Here is an 18,059-nt window from a genome sequence, read left to right on the forward strand (position 1 = left end):
CACGTGATCCGCCAGCCGTACCAGTACACCCGCACCGCGCTCGCCGAGCCGGACTGGCGCCGCCTGCCCGGCTGGCGCGACGTGACCGCCGACCAGTGGCGCGACCCGCAGTGGCAGCGCGCCCACTCGGTCAAGAACGCCCGGCAGCTGCGGGCCGTCGCCGGTCCCCTCCTCGACGACCGCTTCTACGACGAACTCGCCGCCGACCAGGCCGGGTTCGCCACCATGGCGATGCTCCTGCCGCCGCACGTGCTCAACACCATGGCCCCGCACGCCCCGGCCCGGCCCGGCCCGTTCACCGACGCGTTCCTGGCCGACCCCGTCCGCCGCTACATGCTGCCCGTGCACGGCGACCGGCACCCGCGCTGGCCCAGCCACCCGCTGGCGGAGCGCGACTCCCTGCACGAGACCGACATGTGGGTGGTCGAGGGCCTCACCCACCGCTACCCCACCAAGGTCCTCGCCGAACTGACCTCCACCTGCCCTCAGTACTGCGGCCAGTGCACCCGGATGGACCTCGTCGGCACCTCGACCCCGCAGGTCACCAAGGCCCGCCTGGCACTGCGGCCGGCGGACCGCCAGGAGCAGATGCTCGACTACCTCAAACGCACCCCGTCCGTGCGCGACGTCGTCGTCTCCGGCGGCGACCTCGCCAACGTGCCCTGGCCGCGCCTGGAGTCCTTCCTGATGCGGCTGCTGGACCTCGGCTCGGTGCGGGACGTCCGGCTCGCCAGCAAGGCCGTGGTCGGCCTGCCCCAGCACTGGCTCCAGCCACAGGTGCTGGACGGGCTGGCCCGGGTGGCCGCGGTCGCGGCCCGCCGCGCCGTCAGCCTGGCCGTGCACACCCACGCCAACCACGTGCAGTCGGTGACCCCGCTGGTCGCCGAGGCCGCCCGGGCGCTCCTCGACGCGGGCGTGCGGGACGTGCGCAACCAGGGCGTCCTCATGCGCGGCGTCAACGCGAGCCCGGAGGCCCTGCTGGACCTCTGCTTCGCCCTCCAGGGCGAGGCGAACATCCTGCCCTACTACTTCTACCTCTGCGACATGATCCCCAACGCCGAGCACTGGCGGACCCCGCTGCACCAGGCCCAGCGCCTCCAGGAGGCGATCATGGGCTACCTGCCCGGCTACGCCACCCCGCGCATCGTGTGCGACGTACCGCACGTCGGCAAGCGCTGGGTGCACCAGGCGGTGGCCTACGACCGCGAGCGCGGGATCTCGTACTGGACGAAGAACTACCGCACGAGCGTGGAGTCCGGCGACGGGGGCACGGGCGCGCCGTTCGACCGGCGCTTCCCCTTCTACGACCCGGTGGACACCCTGCCCGAGGCGGGCCGGCGCTGGTGGTCCGGCCCGGCCACGCGGCCCGAACGGCCCGACCTTCTCGAACCGCGAGGAGCACGATGAGCGAATCCCCCACGCCCGACGGCCCGTTGCGCCGGCTGTGCTGGATCTTCCCCGACCGGGAGTCCTCCCGGATGGCCGCGATGTGGCACCCCTTCTTCTGGGACCTCTACGCCGAGTGCGCCGCCGACCTCGGCCTGCGCTGGACGAGGAACGCCCCGGAGTCCGTCAGCGTCGACGCGACCGGCCCCGGCCGCCCGCGCGTCTACGTCGACGAGGAACCCGTGACCCCCGAGGACACGCTGTTCATCACCGCGCTCTACTCGCTGCCGTACCAGTCGATGGACGTCTTCAACCAGTACGCGCTCTACGCGGTGCTCGAACAGGCCGGCTTCTACCTGCCGTTCCCGCCGCAGGTGTCGCTGATCGGCAACGACAAGCTCGCCACGCTGCTCTACCTGGCCGGCTCCCCGGTGCCGACGATCCCGACCGTCCGGATCGGCACCGGGCGCGACATCAGCAAGCACGAGTACGAGGTGGCGCTGGGCGGCATGACGTACCCGGCGATCGTCAAGCCGTCCGGCTGGTGCGGCGGGGGCGGGATCAACCTGGCCCGCGGCCCGGAGGACGTCCGGGGCCTGGCCAGCCTCGCCCAGGGCGGCGACACGACGCTCGTCGTGCAGCCGTACCTCGGGGACGGCACCATCGACTACCGCGTCTACGTCGTCGACGGCGAGCCGTACGCGGTGATGAAGCGCACCCCCGAGGCCGGCTCCCCGGTGGCCAACGCGAGCCGCGGCGGCAGCATGGAGTTCCCGCCCGTGCCGCCCGAACTCGCCGAAGCCACCCGCTACTTCGCCGAGCGGCTGCCGATCCCGTTCTTCTGCGTCGACTTCCTGTACGACGGCACGACGTACTGGTTCTCCGAACTCGAACCGGACGGCGTCATCGCCCCCGACCACACCGACCCGCAGCGCACCCTCCAGCGGGACGTCACCCGCGCCCGGTTCACCGCCTACCGCGACGGCCACGCCAAGTGGCTCGCCGACGGCGCCCGGCCGCTGACCCTCGACCACCGGACGGACCTCCGATGACCTCCTTCTCCCTCCTGCCGGAGGAAGCCGCCCCGCGCCTGTCCGTCGCCCGGCGCACGCTCGACCGCCTGCGGACCGTTCCCGGACTCGCCGGGCGCTACGACGGCCACCCGGACGTCCGCACCCTCGACGGCCTCGCCGCGCTCCCGCCGCTGGCCAAGGACGACCTGAACACCGCCCTCGCCCACCTGGAGCCGGCCGCCGAGCACGCCGCCACCTGGCTGTTCCAGAGCGGCGGCAGCACCGGTGCCCCCAAGGTCGGCTACGCACCGACCGGCTTCTACATGGCCGGCGTGCACGCCCACTGGCGGCCGCTGGACCGCTCGGACGTCTTCGTCAACGCGTGGGGCGCCGGCCGGATGTGGGGCGCGCACTTCCTCGCCTCCGCGCTCGCCGACCTCTCCGGCTGCCGGATCATCGCCCTCGGCTCGGTCGCGAGGGACGAGTACGACGGCTGGCTGGAGTTCATGGCCGCGCGCGGCGTGACGGCCATCGGCGGGACGCCCAGCGTGCTGCGGCTCTGGTTCGCGCACGCCCGCGCCGCCGGGATCCGGCTCCCCGCGCTGCGCAAGGTGCTGTGGCTCGGCGAGGCGTGGCAGCCCCAACTCGCCGAGGACCTCGCGGTGGTGGCCCCCCAGGCCCGCCGCTGGGGGATGTTCGGCAGCACCGAGACCTGGGTGGTCGCCACCAACACCCCGGACTGCCCGCCCGACACCTTCCACCCCTTGCCGGACCAGCTGGTGCACACCGACCGGGACGGCCTGCTCGACTTCACCACGCTCAACCCGCACATGCTCAACCCCGTCCTGCGCTACCGCACCGGCGACGGAGGCGAGTTGACGACCTGCCCGTGCGGCCGGCCGGGCCCGGCGATGCGCGTGCTCGGCCGCCGCGACAGCGTCGTCCAGGTCCGCGGTCTCGGACTGGACGTGGACGAGGTGATCGCCCACGCGGAGCGCGCACCGGGCGTCGCCCGCGCCCAGCTGGTGCTCACCCAACATGGCGGCCGGGTACAGGAGTTGGACGTCCTCCTGCTCACCGCCCCCGGCTCCTCGCCGGACACCGAACACCTGCGCAAGGAACTGCTGGCCGCCACCTTCACGCTCAGCACCGCCTTCCAGCACGACCCCGGCAACGTCCGGGTCCGCGCGGTCACCGAGCTGATCAGCAACGACCGCACCGGCAAGACCGCCGCCCTGGTCGTGCGGGAGGAGGCGTGAAAAACCGCCTCCCGGCCCCGCTGGGCCGCGGGTTCAACCTGTTCTGGGCCGGCCAGACCGTCAGCCTGGTCGGCGACAAGGTCACCGTCTTCGTCGTCCCGACCCTGATGATCTTCGTGCTGCACGCCTCCGCCCTCCAGGTCGGCGTCGTCGCGATGGCCCAGTACCTCGGCATCCCGCTGCTCGGACCGGTCGCCGGCGTCCTGGTCGACCGCTGGGACAAGCGGTGGACGATGCTGGGCTGCGACCTCGTCCGGCTCGCCGCCGTCGCCGCGATCCCGCTCGCGTACTGGCTGGACGTGCTCTCCACGCCGCTCCTGTTCGGCTGCGTCGCGGTGATCAGCGGCGCGACGATCTTCTTCAACGTCGGCTACCTCGTCGCCGTCCCGGCCGTCGTGCCCGAGGACGGCATGGTCCGCGCGTACTCGCGACTGGAGGGCAGCGGCTCCGTCGCCGAGGTCGTCGGGCCCTCCATCGCCGCCGCCCTCTACAGCGCGCTCGGCGTCGCGGCGCTCCTCGTGGACGCGGCCAGCTACCTCGTCTCGGCCGTCTGCTTCCGGTACATGCGGCCGTGGGGCGAGCGGACCGTCGAGGAGGGCTCGGTCCGGGAACGGCTCACCCGCGGCTTCCGGCTCAACTGGGCCGACCCGGTGCTGCGGCGGGTCGTGCTGGCGGCCGTCACGCTCAACTCGGGCGGGCCGGTCTTCGTCACCGTCCTGCCGGTGCTCGCCTACCGCGGACTCGACGTCTCCGTCGGCGAGTTCGGCGCGGCCATGTCCGTCGCGGCCGTCGGCGCGCTGGCCGGCGCCCTCGTCGCCCCGCGGCTCAGCACCCGCTTCGGCCTCGGACGCACGATGGCCTGGTCGCTGCTCCTGCACTGCCTGGTGGGCCTCGGCGTGCTCGCCGCGCCCGCGCTGCCGGCCGGGCCGGTGATCGCCGTGACCATGGGCTGCTACGGCTTCTTCATGTCCTGCATCAACGTGTGCAGCGCGCCCGCCCGGCAGTCCCGGATGTCCGCGCGCAACCAGGGCGTCATGCACGCCGCCTTCCGGACCGTCACATGGGGCGTGATCCCGCTCGCCGCGCTCGTCGGCGGCCTCGCCGTGACGCTCCTGACCGGGCCGCTCGGCATCCTCGACGCCGCCCGGACCGTCATGGCGGGCGGCACCCTGCTGGCCGCCTGCTCCTTCCTCCCGGCCCTCGGCATCCAGCCGCTGCTCGACGCGGCGGTCTGCGAGCCGGCCGCCGAGCTCGCGCAGAGCACACCGTGAGCGCCCGGGAACGGGTGCTCCTGGTCACCGGGACGTCCTCGGGCATCGGCCTGGCCACCGCCGTCGCGGCGGCCCGCGCCGGGTTCACCACCGTCGCCTCGCTGCGCGACCCCGCCCGCTCGGGCCCGCTGCGGGAGGCGGCCCGGCGGGCCGGCGTCACCCTGGACATCCGGTACCTCGACGTCACCGAGGCCGCGTCCGTCGACGACTGCGTGGACGACGTCGCGCGGACGTACGGGCGGCTGGACGCCGTCGTCAACAACGCCGGGGTCGCCAACTCCGACCCGACGCTGGAGATGTCCACCGACGCCGCGCTGCGCGCCAACCTGGAGGTCAACTTCTTCGGCGTCGCCGCCGTCAGCCGCGCCGCGATGCCCCTGCTGCGGGCCTCCGGCGGCCGGCTGGTCACCATCGGCAGCGTGCACGGTGTCATCGGCCAGCCCTTCAACGAGGCCTACTGCGCGGCCAAGTTCGCCGTCGAGGGGTTCATGGAGGCGCTCGCGCCGGTGGCCGCCGCGCACGGCGTGCGGGTCTCGATCGTCGTCCCCGGCTTCGTGCCGGACTCCTCCTTCGGCATCTTCCCGGACGTCAACCGGGAGACCCTGCACGCCGCTTCCGGCCCGTACGCGCCCACCTTCGCCGGGTACCTGGAGTGGCTCGGCTCGCAGGGGTGGGAAGCCGTGGGCCAGCCCGCGCGCGAGGTCGCGGCCGTCGTCGTCCGCACGCTCTCCGAGGAGGACCCGCCGTTCCGGGTGCCGACCGGCCCGTGGGCCTCCGAGTACCTCGCCGCCAAACTCGCCGACCGCGACGGCTCCGCCGTCCAGCGGCTCGCCCGCACCTGGCTCGGGCAACCCCAGTTCCCCTTCTGACCTGTGGAGTCGACGTGCCCGCGAAATCCGTGTCCGAGCTGGTCGCGTTCGCCCGCGCACACTCGCCGTTCTACGCCGAGCTGTACCGCGGCCTACCCGCCCGGATCGACCACCTCGGCCAGTTGCCGGTCATCGACCAGGCCGCCTTCTGGGCCGCCAACACCTGGCCCGACAACCGCGTCCTGACCGGCCCGCTCACCGACGCCGGCGTCTACAAGACCGGCGGCACCACCGGCGTCCCCAAGTTCTCCCCCTGGACCCGCGGCGAACACGCCGACTCCGTGACGGCCTTCGGCGCCGGCCTGGTCCGCGCCGGCCTCAGGCCGGGCCACCGGGTCGCCAACCTCTTCATGGCCGGCGAACTCTACGGCGGCTTCCTCTACATCGAGAACGCCCTGCACCACGCGCCGGTGGAGAACGTCCGCCTCGCCGTCGGCGGCGCGGCCCCGGACGAGGCCGTCGCCGACCTGATCGGCGGCTTCGGCGTGCACGTCCTGGCCGGGGAGCCGATGAAGCTCAGCGCCGTCGCCGAGGCCCTGGTGCGGCGCGGCGAGAGCGCCGACTCCGTCGAACTCCTGCTGTTCGGCGGCGACCTGCTCTTCGCCGACCTGCGCCCGATCCTCTCCCGCGCCTTCCCCAAGGCCGCCGTCGCCTCCGTCGGCTACGCCTCCAACGACGCCGGACTGGTCGGCTCCCCCGTGCCCGGCGACGACGTCCGGGTGCACGAGGCCTTCCCGGAGCGGACGGTCGTCGAGCTGATCGACGACGCCACCGGCGACGTCATCACCGCCCCGGGCGTGCCCGGCCGGGTCCTCGTCACCAACCTCTTCCGCACCCTCATGCCGATCCTGCGCTACCCCACCGGCGACCGCGCCGAGTGGACCGACGGCGAGTGCCGCCGCTTCCGCCTCCTCGGCCGCTCCGCCGAGGGCGCCCGGGTCGGACCGGTCGCGATGCCCACCGAGGAGATCCGCGCCGTCCTCCTCGCCGCCGACCCGGGCGGGCACATCGCCGGGATGCAGCTCGTCCAGCGCCGCTGGGACGGCCGCGACGGCCTCATCCTGCGGCTCGGCTGCACCGAGCAGCCCCCGCCGGGCCTGTCCGAGCGCCTCGTCGAGGCCGTCTACACCGCCCGCCCGCTCTACCCGGAGGAGGTCGCGCTCGGCACGATCCACCACCTCGCCGTGGAGTGGGTCCCGCGCGCCGAGCTCGTCACCAACCCGCGCACGGGCAAGCTCCAGCAGGTTCTCGACGAGCGCCCGAAGGACTGAACCACCGCGGGCGGCGGCCTACCCGGCAGGCGGCCGCCCGCCGATCACGATGCTCTGGCCGCGGAACTCGGCGACGGTCGTGCCGTCCGCCGGGCGCCGCACCGTGACGTCGTACACGCCGTTGCGCCCGACCCGCGTCCGCTCCACCGCCTCCGCCACCAGTTCGTCCCCGACGGCCGCCGGTGCGAGGAACACCACCTGCGCCGCCTGCGCGACGGTGACCGGCCCGTGGCTGTTGCACGCGTACGAGAACGCCGCGTCGGCGAGCAGGAACAGGTACCCGCCGTGCGCCGTCCCGTGCTGGTTGACCATCGCCGCGCCGACCGTCATCCGCATCACGGCCCGCCCGAGCGCCACCCCGTCCAGCGCGATCCCCAGCGCCCGGCACGTCTCGTCCCGGGCGTACTGCTCCTTCATCGCCGTCTCGTCCATGGCCGCACCCTACGGCCTGTCCGCCGAATCCCCGTTGCCCGTGCGCGAACGCCCCGGGATGATCTCCGGTATGTCCGATTCCACGAGCCCCGCGCTGACGCCCTACCCGAAGATCCCGGCGAAGCGGCCGCTCGCCGTGTCCGGGGTGCGGGAGTGGGTGGCGCTGGAGAAGGTGCACGGTGCGCACTTCGCGGTGCTGTGCGACCGGGACGGCGTGCGGCCGGCGAAGCGGCGCGAGGTGCTCGGGGACGACGACCTGGACGGGTTCTTCGGGATCAGCCGGATCTGGCCGCGGCTCGCGGTGGCGGCGGCCGGTTCGCCGCCACCGAGCGCGCCGACCGGGGCGCCGACGCGGTGGTGACGGTCTACGGCGAGCGCGGGACCGCCGCACCCGCCGCGGATAGCCGCCGTCCGGGGGAACTCCGGCCGCGCCCCTGGGCCCCGCTGCCCTAGCCTGCTCGCGTTCCCGAGCAAGTGAGGACGGCCGATGGCCCAGGAGTTGCCCGCGACGGACGGCCCACAGACATCCGCCCCGTCACCACGGTGTCGGCCGTGCCGCCGCCGACCTCGTCGTGAACCCGGCTCCCGCCCCCGTCGTCACCCATGGGCCGCATGCCAGGGCACGTCTTCGAACCCCACAGGGGTGGTGCAAACCGCCCGCGCCGGGCGGGCCGTCAGCCCCGGCCGCGGTGGTGCGGCGGCCGGTCCGGGCCGGCCGGCCGGCGCAGTTCGGTGGCGATCAGAGCCGCCTGGACGCGCCGCTCCACGCCGAGCTTGGCGAGCAGGCGGGAGACGTGGTTCTTGACGGTCTTCTCGGCGAGGTAGAGCCGTTCACCGATCTGACGGTTCGTCAGACCTTCGCCGATCAGCGCCAGGACCTCCTGCTCTCGAACCGTCAGATCCGGTCCGGGCGTGGACGGTTGGGCGGGTTCGGCCTCACTGCGGATGCGGTTGAGCAGGCGGGTGGCCGCACCCGGGTCGAGCATCGAGCGGCCGGCGGCGACGGTCCGGACGGCGGCCACCAGGTCGGTGCCGCTGATCTGCTTGAGCACGTAGCCGGCGGCACCCGCCATCACGGCGTCCAGCAGCGCCTCCTCGTCGTCGAAGGAGGTGAGCATCAGGCAGGCCAGGCCCGGCATGCGGGAGCGCAGTTCGCGGCAGACCGACACCCCGTCGCCGTCGCCGAGCCGGACGTCGAGCACGGCCACGTCGGGGCGCAGCGCGGGCACCCGCACCAGGGCCTGCTCGGCGGTCGCGGCCTCCCCGACGACCTCCAGATCCGGCTCGCCGTCCAACAGGTCGTGCACCCCGCGGCGCACCACCTCGTGGTCGTCCAACAGGAACACCCGGACCGGCATCGCGCGACTCCACCTCTGTTCTCCCCCACCCACGGACGGCGGGGCCCAGGGCATCATCGCCCACCCGCCACGGCGGTCCCAGGGCCGAACGGCCCCATTCCGACCCTCGGCCTCACCGTCGCAGGTGCCGCACGTTCCGCAGCCCGACCAGCAGGAAGGCGAGTGCCAGCGCCGCCGCGCTGCCGCCCGCCACGGCCAGGCGCGGGGCGATCGCCCCGCCGCCGGACAGCAGGATGGACGCCGCGCCGAGTGAGGCGACGGCGGCGCCCACCACGAGCCATCCGGCCAGGACGAGCGCCGCCGGGCGCGGCGAGCGGACCGGATCCCCGACGTCCAGGGCCGCCCACCGCGCGCTCGACTCCCGTTCCTCCTCCCGCCGGTGCCACAGCGCCCGCACCCGGAGCAGCACCCCGACGACCAGCCCCGCCAGCGCGAGCTGGGCGCCCGGACGCCAGTCGGGCAGGGCGAGCAGCACCCCGCCGGCGAGGGCGAGCGCGGCCCACCACACCACGCAGGCCGCGGCGGCGGTCCGCACCGAGCGGGGGCGGTCGGGGCCGGCCTGGAGGTCGGCGACGGCGGGCAGGTACCAGACGCAGCCGCACGCGGTGAGGGCGGCCGTGCCGAGGGCGAGGACGGTGTGGGACATGCCGGACCTTCCTTGGGAGTTCGCGACGGGAGCCGTCCCCGCCCGCGGGCGGGGGTTGCGGGCGGGGACGGCGGTCAGGGGTGGGTCCGCCTCAGCGCCGCGGCGGGTCGTACTTCGCCGGGGTCACGCCGGCCAGGTGCTTGGCCGGTTCACCGGTGTTCTCCAGGACGTCCAGCGCCGCGATGTCCGGGTGGTGGAGGTCGAAGGCCGGTGATTCGGAGCGGATCCGGGGCAGGGAGACGAAGTTGTGCCGCGGCGGCGGGCACGAGGTGGCCCACTCCAGCGAGCGCCCGTAGCCCCACGGGTCGTCCTCGGTGACGCGCTCGCCGTACTTGGCGGTCTTCCACACGTTGTAGAGGAACGGCAGGATGGAGAGCCCGAGCAGGAACGAGCCGATCGTCGACACGGTGTTGAGCGTGGTGAAGCCGTCCGAGGCGAGGTAGTCGGCGTAGCGGCGGGGCATGCCCTCGGCGCCGAGCCAGTGCTGCACCAGGAACGTGGCGTGGAAGCCGACGGTGAGCGTCCAGAAGCAGATCCTCCCGAGGCGCTCGTCGAGCTTCTTGCCGGTCATCTTGGGCCACCAGAAGTGGAAGCCCGCCATCATCGCGTACACGACGGTGCCGAACAGGGTGTAGTGGAAGTGCGCGACGACGAAGTACGAGTCGGAGACGTGGAAGTCGATCGGCGGCGCCGCGAGCAGCACGCCGGTCAGTCCGCCGAACAGGAAGGTGACGAGGAAGCCGACGGTCCACAGCATCGGCGTCTCGAAGCTCAGCGACCCCTTCCACATCGTGCCGACCCAGTTGAAGAACTTCACCCCGGTCGGCACGGCGATCAGGAAGGTCATGAACGAGAAGAACGGCAGCAGCACCTGCCCCGTGACGTACATGTGGTGGGCCCACACCGTCACCGACAGGCCGGCGATGGCGACGGTGGCCGCGATCAGGCCCGCGTAGCCGAACATCGGTTTGCGGCTGAACACCGGGATGATCTCGGAGATGATCCCGAAGAACGGCAGCGCCAGGATGTACACCTCGGGATGCCCGAAGAACCAGAACAGGTGCTGCCACAGCATCGCCCCGCCGTTGGCCGGGTCGAAGACGTGCGCGCCGAACTTGCGGTCGCATTCGAGGGCGAGCAGCGCGGCCGCGAGGACGGGGAAGACGAGCAGGACCAGGACGGACGTGAGCAGCACGTTCCAGCAGAAGATCGACATCCGGAACATGGTCAGGCCGGGCGCGCGCATGCAGATGATCGTGGTGATGAAGTTGACCGCGCCGAGGATGCTGCCGAAGCCGGAGAGCGTCACGCCCATGATCCACATGTCGGCGCCGACGCCCGGGGAGTGGACGGCGTCGGACAGCGGCGCGTAGAGGAACCAGCCGAAGTCGGCGGCGCCCTGCGGGGTCGCGAAGCCGGCCGCGGCGATCAGCGAGCCGAACATGAACAGCCAGTAGGAGAGCATGTTCAGGCGCGGGAAGGCGACGTCCGGGGAGCCGATCTGCAGCGGCATGATCCAGTTGGCGAAGCCGGTGAACAGCGGCATCGCGAAGAGCAGCAGCATCACCGAACCGTGCATGGTGAACGCCTGGTTGAACTGTTCGTTGGAGAGGATCTGCGTGCCGGGCCGGGCGAGTTCGGCGCGCATCACGAGTGCGAGGACGCCACCGATCAGGAAGAAGGAGAACGCCGACACCAGGTACATGGAGCCGATCGTCTTGTGGTCGGTGGTGGTCAGCAGCCGGACCACGGCCGAGCCGGGCCTCCTTGCCCCAACCACCTTGGCCCGTGCGGCGGTTGGCGGCGGCTGCGGCGGCGTGGTGTCGCCCTGTGCCTCGATGGCGCTCAAGGGACGCGCTCCTTCGGAACGTCGTGCGGATGGGATGGCGATCCATGATCGGAACACGCCGCCCGCGTCCCCTAGGGCCGTTGGGCCCGGTCGCCCGGGGCCCCTGGGCCCGCGTTCCCGGCCCCTTCCCGGGACCTCCCGCACGGCCCTCCCGGGACCTCCCGCACGGCCCTCCCGGGACCTCCCGCACGGCCCTCCCGGGACCTCACGGCCCGCAGGGGCCCCGGCGCGGCCCCGGACCTCGGGGCGCGCTCGCTCCCGCACCGACGCCCGCTCAAGAACCGCCTGAGCGCCCCAGCCCCTCACCGCGGCCTCACCGCCGCCGGGCCCCGTCCGCCACTCCGGCACCCCGCCGACTGACCTGCCCCGACGGCCCGACGGCACGCCGTACCGGAACCGCGCCTCGCCCCTGCTGCCGGCCCGTGGTGCGCGGTCGGCCCTCCGGGGAGCGGCGGCCCTCCACTAGCCTGCGCCCGTACCGACCATTCCCCGTGAAGCACCCGCACCCACGACCCGGGCAGGCAGCACCCCGCCCCCACCGCTCGGAGGTCCGCCGATGCCCCTGGCCCAGTCCGCCGACCCCGCCCGGCTGCGCTTCTCCGTGCTCGGCCCGCTCTCCGCCGAGGCCGCCGGCCGGCCGCTCGCGCTCGGCGCCCCCAAGCAACGGCTCGTGCTGGCCGTCCTGTTGAGCCGCGCCAACACGGCCGTCCCGGTCGACGTGCTCACCGAGGCGGTCTGGCCCGACGAGCCGCCGCGCACCGCCCGCAAGAACCTCCATGTCTACATCAGCACCCTGCGCACCCTGCTCGGTCGCGGCGACGGCCCCGACCGGCTCGTCCACTCGGCCGCCGGCTACCTGCTGCGCGTCGCCGAACCCGAACTCGACGTGCTGCGCTTCCGCGCCCTCGCCCGGGCCGGGCGGGCCGCCGCCGACAGCGGCGCGCTCGCCCCGGCGGCCCGGCTGCTGCGCCAGGCCCTCGACCTGTGGCAGGGCCCGCCGCTCGCCGACCTGCGCCGCTCCCCCGCCGTCGAGGCCGAGGCCGAACGGCTGGAGGCGCGCTGCCTGGGCGTCCACGAGGACTGGGCGGAGACGGAGCTGGAGCTCGGCAACGCCACCGCCGTGGCCGAGGACCTGGCCGACCTCGCCGAGCGGCACCCGCTGCGCGAGCGGCTCCAGGCCGCCCGGATGAACGCCCTGCACCTGTCCGGCCGCCAGGCCGAGGCCCTCGCCGTCTACGACCACCACCGCCGGCTCCTCGCACGGGAGCTGGGCCTGGAGCCGAGCCCGGCCCTGACCACCCTCTACCGCCGCCTGCTGGTCACCGGCCGCGCCCGCCCGGTCGGCGCCAGGACCACCGCCGCCGGCCCCGGCACCTCGTTGCTGCCCGCCGACACCGCCGACTTCACCGGCCGCACCGACGAACTCCACGGCCTGCTGCACGCGCTGGGCGGCGACGGCGGACGCGTCACGGTGCTCTCCGGTCCGGCCGGCATCGGCAAGACCGCGCTCGCCGTGCACGCCGCCCACCTGCTCGCCGACCGCTTCCCCGACGGCCGCCTGCTCGTCCGCCTGCGCACCGCCGACGGCACGCCGCGCCCGCTGCCCGACGTCCTCGCCGAGCTCGCCACCCTCACCGGGCGCCCCGACGACGGCCACCCCGGCCACGCGCCCGCCGACCCCGCCCGGGCCGCCGCCCTCTGGCGCGCCTCGCTGGCCGGCCGCCGGATGCTGCTCGTCCTCGACGACGCCCCCGGCGAGGCCGCCGTCCGCGAACTCGCGCCCGACTCCGGCCCCAGCGCCGCGCTCGTCACCTCGCGCAGCCAGCTCGCCGGGCTCGGCTCCGTGCACCGCACCACCGTGCCGTTCCTCGCCCCGGCCGAGGCCCTCGACCTGCTCGGCCGCATCGTCGGCCCCGGCCGGATCGGCACCGATCGCGCCGCCGCGGCCCGGATCGTCGAGTCCTGCGGCCTGCTGCCGCTCGCCGTCCGGGTCGGCGGCACCCGGCTGGCCGTGCTGCGCCACCTCCCGCTCGCCGAGTACGCGGCCCGCCTGGCCGATCCCACCGGGGCGCTCGACGAGCTCGTCGCCGGGGACGTCGCCGTCCGCGCGCGCCTGGACTCCGGCTGGCGCGACCTCACCGACCAGGGCCGCCTCGCCCTCGGCCGGCTCGCCGCGCTCCCGCTGTCGCTGCTCTTCACCCTCCCGGAGGCGGCCACCGCCCTCGGCCGCCCCGAACGCGTCGCCCTGCGCACGCTGGAGGCGCTCGCCGACACGGGCGCCGTGACCTCCCCGACCGGCGAGGTGGCCGCCCACGCCGCCCTGTACGGCCTCCCGCGCCTCACCCACCTCCACGCGCGCGAGCGCGCCACCGCCCTGGACGAGCGGCCGGCCTGAGCGCCCGGCCCGCTCACCCCGCCGTCAGCGCGTCCAGCAGCCCCTTGCCCCCGATCTCGTGCAGCGCCAGCAGCACCCCCGCCGCCCCCGTGTGGAGGTCGGCCGAGAAGCGCCGCAGCCGCATGCCCGGCACGAGCAACCCCTCCGGCCGCGCCACGAGGTGCCACTCCAGGTTCCGCACCTGTCCGAGCACGGTGTCCCGCACGGCCGTCCCGCCCAGCGCGTCCAGCGTCAGCAGCAGGCCCGCACGCCCGCGGAACAGCCCCGGCTCCCGGACGAACTCGGGCGCGCACACCCGCCGGACGCCCGCCAGGAACCCGTCCCAGCCCTCGTCCCCGAGCGCCGCGTACTCCTGCGCGACGAGGGCGATCCCGCTGCTCCCGCGGTCGACGTACGCCAGGTGCCGCCCGCCGTCGAGCACCTGCACCGACCCGTCCGGTGCCGTCACGCACTGCGCCCGGGCCCGCGCCAGCGCCGCCCGCCCGGACGCCAACAGCCATTCCTCGCCGGTCCGTTGGTACAGCCGGAGCTGGACGAAGGCGATCCCCGCCCAGCCGTACAGCAGCCCGGCCCCGGCCGGCGCGGCCAGCCCCGGCACGTACTCTCCCCGGACGACCGCCGCCAGCGCCCGCCCGTCCTCGACGGCGTCCGCCGACTCCCGTGCGCTGCCGAGCGCGTCGGCCAGCCGCAACCGGGCGAGCGCCGCCCCGGCCCGGCCCCCGAACAGCGCGGCGGTCGGCGCCGGCTCCTCCCCGCGCACCCGCTCGACGGTCTCGGCGGCCTCCTCCGCCCGCCCGACCCGTGCGAGCACCGTCGCCGCTCCGAGCGGCCCGTCGAAGAGCCCCCCGCCACGCGGCCGTCCGGCCCGGCGCAGGGCCGCGACCAGCCAGTCCGCGTAGTCGTCGAGGTGCGGGGCACCGACGCGGTGGAGCGCGTGGAGAACACCGGCGGCGCCGTGTGCGAAGCCCGTCCCGCCGTCCGCGAAGCCGGCCGGGTCGCCGGGGAAGAGCCGGTCCGAGCGGTCCGGCGTCGCACCGGCGTGGATCCCGGCGATCAACTCCCTGGCAATACGGCCGAGTTCCGGGCCTTCGAGCGGCGACCGGTCGACCGCCCGAACCGTCGCCGTGCCCGGGCGCACCGGCCCCGCCTGCGCCCCGAGCCCGAACCACTCCCGGGCCCGCCGCTCCAGCCCGGCGAGCTTGCCCGGCTCCAGGTCGGCGAGCTCCGTCAGCGGCATCAGCATGAACAGCCAGGTGGCCCAGAGCATGTAGCGGTCCGCGTCGGCCCCGCCCAGCCCCGCGGGCGCGTGCAGGCCGCCCGCGCCGGCCCGCGGCACGCGCGCACTCCCCAACTCGTCCGCGTACTCGAAATCGACGAGCACCACCGAACCGTCCGGCCGGAGCACGACGTTGGCCGGGTGCAGGTCCCCGTACCGGACGCCGCGTCCGTGCACCGCGTCGAGCGCCGCCGCCAGCCCGGCCACCACGCCGTCCACCCACGCCGCGTACGCGGCCAGCTCCGACGGGCCGCAGTCCTGGCGCACCACCGGGTACCGCCGGATCACCTCGCCGAACAACTGGACGCCCTCGACGTGCTCCTGCACCAGGAAGGTGTGCTCCCACACCTCCCGCACCTCGTGCAGCCGGGGCACGCAGTCCAACCCCGCCAGCCGCTCCAGCGCCCACCGCTCGCGCCGCAGCCGGGTGACGGCGTCGTCCCCGGCCGCGTCCAGCCCGGCGTGCGGGCGCGCCTCGCGCAGCACCACGCGTTCACCGCTCTCCCGGTGCTCGGCCAGGTAGATCCCGCCAGCGCTGGAGAACTGGATCACCTCCCGGACGGCGTACGGGAACGCGCCGACGGCCGCCTCCCGCGCCGCCAGGTGCGGACGCAGCTCCTCGGGCAGCGCGACCCACGACGGCACCCGGAACACCGGGTCACGCCGGTCCGGCACCAGCTCGCCGGACGGATCGCGCAGCGCGGGGACGGCCCGCCCGCTCCCGTCCCGGCACCACAGCTCGACGAACGCGCCGTAGCGCGCGTACACGGGCCCCGTGCCGATCCGCAGGTCGGTGAGCACGTACGGGCCGCAGCGACCGTCCAGAAGAACGCTCAACTCCCGTGCGAGGGACAGGAACTCGTCCTCATCGCGCGGGTACACCGTGACGAACTTCCCGCTGCTCCCCCGCCCCATGTACTTGCCGGAGACGACGAGTAGCGCGTCCGCGCTGCGCAGGAACTTGAACGCCACTCGGCGCTCCAGGCACACCCGCGCCACGTCGGCCAGCGTCGCCTCCGCCTCCGCCGGCACCGCCGACACGTGGATCTTCCAGCCCTGCTCCGGCAGCCGCCCGCCCTCGGGCCGCAGCGCCGTCCAGAGCCCGCACTCCTCGCGGCGCCACCCGGCGGGCGGCGCGCCGAGTGCGGGCCGGTAGCGGGTGGCGCGGTCGCGCAGGCGGCCGGGGGTGTCGTAGTACGTCCGGTCGGCGAGGCAGTACAGCTGGGTCTCCTGGACTCCGGCCACGGCGCAGGTCCTTCCTCGGGTCCGTCAGGCGGTCTGCGGATGCGGCCCGCGCCGGACGGGCGGCGCCCAGGTCACACGGCCGCGCACAGCGCGATGGCGAGCGCCAGCACGGCGAAGGTCCGGGTGCCGCCCAGCGCGCCCAGCAGGGCGCCGCCGGCCAGCGGGCCGAAGGGCTGGACGAGCGTGGAGAGGAAGCCGGCCGCGCTCTGCACCCGGCCGATCCGGTCCTTCGGCGCGGCGAGCAGCAGGCCGGAGACGAACCCGATGCTGGCGATCGTCGACAGGCACATGCAGGCCGCGCAGAGCAGGCCGATCAGCACCGGTGCCCGCGTGACGACCAGCACCCCGGCGGTCAGCGCGGCGGCCCAGCAACTGACCGCGACCAGGCCGCCGTCGCGCGCCCGTCCGTCCAGCCGCGGTGCGAGCAGCGCCCCGGCGAAGGCCCCGGCCGCGGTGAACGACACCACGGTGCCGCCGCCGAGGCCGGACCGTCCCCCGTCGGAGGCGACGGCGAGCGTGGTGAACATCAGCGCGCTGAACGCGAAGTTCATCCCGAGCCCGAAGATCAGCAGCAGCGTGCGCAGGTACGGCTGCCGCCAGATGAAGGCGAGTCCGGCGGTCAACTCACCCCGGCCGAAGACCGATCCGGCCTTCTTCCCGGGGTGGGACCGGGTCCGCACGAGCGCCACGCAGACGGTCGACAGCAGCAGGCCGACGCCCTCCGCGACGAAGGGCAGCACCGGGTGCCAGGCGAACAGCGCACCGCCTCCGAGCGGGCCGACCAGCCGGGCGGCGGCCCCCCGCGCCTGCATCCGGGCGGACGCGGCGCGTGCCTGCTCGGGCGGCACGACGGCGCGCAACAGGCCGCCGGCGGCGGGACCGTACGTACTGGCGATGAGCGCCCCGGCGGCGGCGACGAGCAGCACCAGCGGCAGCGGCGCGTGCCCGCGCAGGACGGCGAGCACCAGGGCGGTGACGGCGAGCAGGCTGCCGACGTCGCACAGCCGCATCAGCCGGCGCCGCTCGATCCGGTCGGCGAGCACGCCGCCGGGCAGCGTGCTCAGCAGCAGCGCGCCGATGGACACGGTGCCGATCGCCCCCGCCCGCGCGGCCGATCCGGTCTCCCGAAGCACGAGCAACGGCAGGGCGATAGAGGCGAGTTGGGCACCGAGCGAGGCGAGCAGGCCGCCGATCCAGAGCAGCCGGAAGTCGCGGTTGCCGGCCAGTGACGTGCGCTCCGGTGACGTGGGCTCCATGGCCACCCTTCGCAGTAGGGACGGGGTCCGTCGTGCCGCGGTACAAGCCCGGCCGGGGGCGGTGGTGCGCCCGCCCCCGCCGCGGGCGTCGCCGGGCTCCGCCCGGTCAGGCGGAGGTCTCGGCGCCGTGCACGTAGCTGATCAGGCTGAAGCAGGCGCCGTCGGAGGCCTCGTGCAGCATCTTCATGGCCTGGAGGTCGAGGACGTTGGCGGTGTGCGCCTCGACCTCGGCCTCCTCGCTCCCGTCGACGCCCTCGGAGCCGTCCCGGCCGTCCTCGCCGTGCGCCTCGACCTCGGAGCGCTCGGCCCAGCCGGCGCCCTCGACGCCCTCCCGACCGTCCCAGCCGTCCTCGCCGACAACCGGCTCGATGTTCTCGGCCATGGCCGATCCCCTCTCTCGGAACGAGTACCTTGTCCGACGGCCGGATCGCCGCCGCGGCACCGACGGTAGGCACCTGCACCTCGGGCCGGCTTCGGGAGCGGCATGCGGGCGGTATGGCCGCAGCTCAGCGCGCCGCCGAGGGCTCCCGCAC

15 protein-coding genes are annotated in these 18,059 nt (G+C 74.8%); 8 read left to right on the top strand and 7 right to left on the bottom strand.

Features of this window, described 5'->3' with window-relative positions; all coding sequences use genetic code 11:
• The first annotated feature begins 3 nt into the window (after nucleotides 1–3).
• Genes AB0C76_RS09005 through AB0C76_RS09030 form a run of 6 tightly spaced genes read left to right on the top strand, consistent with a single transcriptional unit; the run spans nucleotide 4 to nucleotide 7,069 of the window.
• On the top strand, nucleotides 4–1,407 hold the full coding sequence (locus AB0C76_RS09005) for a lysine 2,3-aminomutase (protein WP_359961909.1): 1,404 nt from the start codon (nucleotides 4–6) through the stop codon (nucleotides 1,405–1,407).
• Complete coding sequence (locus tag AB0C76_RS09010; RefSeq protein WP_359961912.1) at nucleotides 1,404–2,438, top strand: hypothetical protein; 1,035 nt, start codon at nucleotides 1,404–1,406, stop codon at nucleotides 2,436–2,438. The genes AB0C76_RS09005 and AB0C76_RS09010 overlap by 4 nt, the downstream gene beginning before the upstream one ends.
• Complete coding sequence (locus tag AB0C76_RS09015; protein ID WP_359961914.1) at nucleotides 2,435–3,658, top strand: AMP-binding protein; 1,224 nt, start codon at nucleotides 2,435–2,437, stop codon at nucleotides 3,656–3,658. The genes AB0C76_RS09010 and AB0C76_RS09015 overlap by 4 nt, the downstream gene beginning before the upstream one ends.
• Nucleotides 3,655–4,929, top strand: a complete 1,275-nt coding sequence (locus tag AB0C76_RS09020; protein ID WP_359961917.1) for an MFS transporter — start codon at nucleotides 3,655–3,657, stop codon at nucleotides 4,927–4,929. The genes AB0C76_RS09015 and AB0C76_RS09020 overlap by 4 nt, the downstream gene beginning before the upstream one ends.
• Nucleotides 4,926–5,798: an SDR family NAD(P)-dependent oxidoreductase gene (locus tag AB0C76_RS09025; protein WP_359961920.1), complete on the top strand. Its 873-nt coding sequence runs from the start codon at nucleotides 4,926–4,928 to the stop codon at nucleotides 5,796–5,798. The genes AB0C76_RS09020 and AB0C76_RS09025 overlap by 4 nt, the downstream gene beginning before the upstream one ends.
• 14 nt (nucleotides 5,799–5,812) lie before the next feature.
• The gene (locus tag AB0C76_RS09030) at nucleotides 5,813–7,069 is read left to right on the top strand and encodes a phenylacetate--CoA ligase family protein (protein WP_359961923.1); all 1,257 of its coding nucleotides are present in this window, start codon (nucleotides 5,813–5,815) and stop codon (nucleotides 7,067–7,069) included.
• Between the two features lie 18 nt (nucleotides 7,070–7,087).
• Here AB0C76_RS09030 and paaI read toward each other — a convergent pair whose 3' ends face one another.
• Nucleotides 7,088–7,501, bottom strand: a complete 414-nt coding sequence (gene paaI / locus AB0C76_RS09035; protein ID WP_359961926.1) for a hydroxyphenylacetyl-CoA thioesterase PaaI — start codon at nucleotides 7,499–7,501, stop codon at nucleotides 7,088–7,090.
• Between the two features lie 70 nt (nucleotides 7,502–7,571).
• Between paaI and AB0C76_RS09040 the strand changes: the two genes are divergently transcribed.
• On the top strand, nucleotides 7,572–7,862 hold the full coding sequence (locus AB0C76_RS09040; RefSeq protein ID WP_359961929.1) for a hypothetical protein: 291 nt from the start codon (nucleotides 7,572–7,574) through the stop codon (nucleotides 7,860–7,862).
• A 313-nt stretch (nucleotides 7,863–8,175) separates the two neighbouring features.
• Here the strand turns inward: AB0C76_RS09040 and AB0C76_RS09045 are convergent, their stop codons facing one another.
• From AB0C76_RS09045 to ctaD, 3 genes are all read right to left on the bottom strand, one after another.
• On the bottom strand, nucleotides 8,176–8,859 hold the full coding sequence (locus AB0C76_RS09045; RefSeq protein ID WP_359961931.1) for a response regulator transcription factor: 684 nt from the start codon (nucleotides 8,857–8,859) through the stop codon (nucleotides 8,176–8,178).
• Between the two features lie 112 nt (nucleotides 8,860–8,971).
• Nucleotides 8,972–9,505, bottom strand: a complete 534-nt coding sequence (locus AB0C76_RS09050; protein WP_359961934.1) for a hypothetical protein — start codon at nucleotides 9,503–9,505, stop codon at nucleotides 8,972–8,974.
• 91 nt (nucleotides 9,506–9,596) lie between these two features.
• Complete coding sequence (gene ctaD, locus AB0C76_RS09055) at nucleotides 9,597–11,285, bottom strand: cytochrome c oxidase subunit I (RefSeq protein ID WP_359962134.1); 1,689 nt, start codon at nucleotides 11,283–11,285, stop codon at nucleotides 9,597–9,599.
• A 625-nt stretch (nucleotides 11,286–11,910) separates the two neighbouring features.
• Between ctaD and AB0C76_RS09060 the strand changes: the two genes are divergently transcribed.
• Nucleotides 11,911–13,749, top strand: coding sequence for a BTAD domain-containing putative transcriptional regulator (locus AB0C76_RS09060; RefSeq protein WP_359961937.1), 1,839 nt, complete (start codon nucleotides 11,911–11,913; stop codon nucleotides 13,747–13,749).
• Nucleotides 13,750–13,762: 13 nt separating this feature from the next.
• On the opposite strand, the gene lanKC is transcribed toward AB0C76_RS09060, so the two are convergent.
• The 3 genes from lanKC to AB0C76_RS09075 all read right to left on the bottom strand — a co-directional run bounded on the left by lanKC (nucleotide 13,763) and on the right by AB0C76_RS09075 (nucleotide 17,908).
• On the bottom strand, nucleotides 13,763–16,270 hold the full coding sequence (gene lanKC / locus AB0C76_RS09065) for a class III lanthionine synthetase LanKC (RefSeq protein WP_359961940.1): 2,508 nt from the start codon (nucleotides 16,268–16,270) through the stop codon (nucleotides 13,763–13,765).
• Nucleotides 16,271–16,341: 71 nt separating this feature from the next.
• Nucleotides 16,342–17,526, bottom strand: coding sequence for an MFS transporter (locus tag AB0C76_RS09070; protein ID WP_359961943.1), 1,185 nt, complete (start codon nucleotides 17,524–17,526; stop codon nucleotides 16,342–16,344).
• Between the two features lie 106 nt (nucleotides 17,527–17,632).
• Nucleotides 17,633–17,908 carry a hypothetical protein gene (locus tag AB0C76_RS09075; RefSeq protein WP_359961946.1) on the bottom strand — a complete coding sequence of 92 codons (276 nt, stop codon included), beginning with the start codon at nucleotides 17,906–17,908 and terminating at the stop codon, nucleotides 17,633–17,635.
• Nucleotides 17,909–18,059 lie beyond the last annotated feature (151 nt).

This window comes from Kitasatospora sp. NPDC048722 (genome assembly GCF_040650235.1).
GTDB lineage: Bacteria > Actinomycetota > Actinomycetes > Streptomycetales > Streptomycetaceae > Kitasatospora.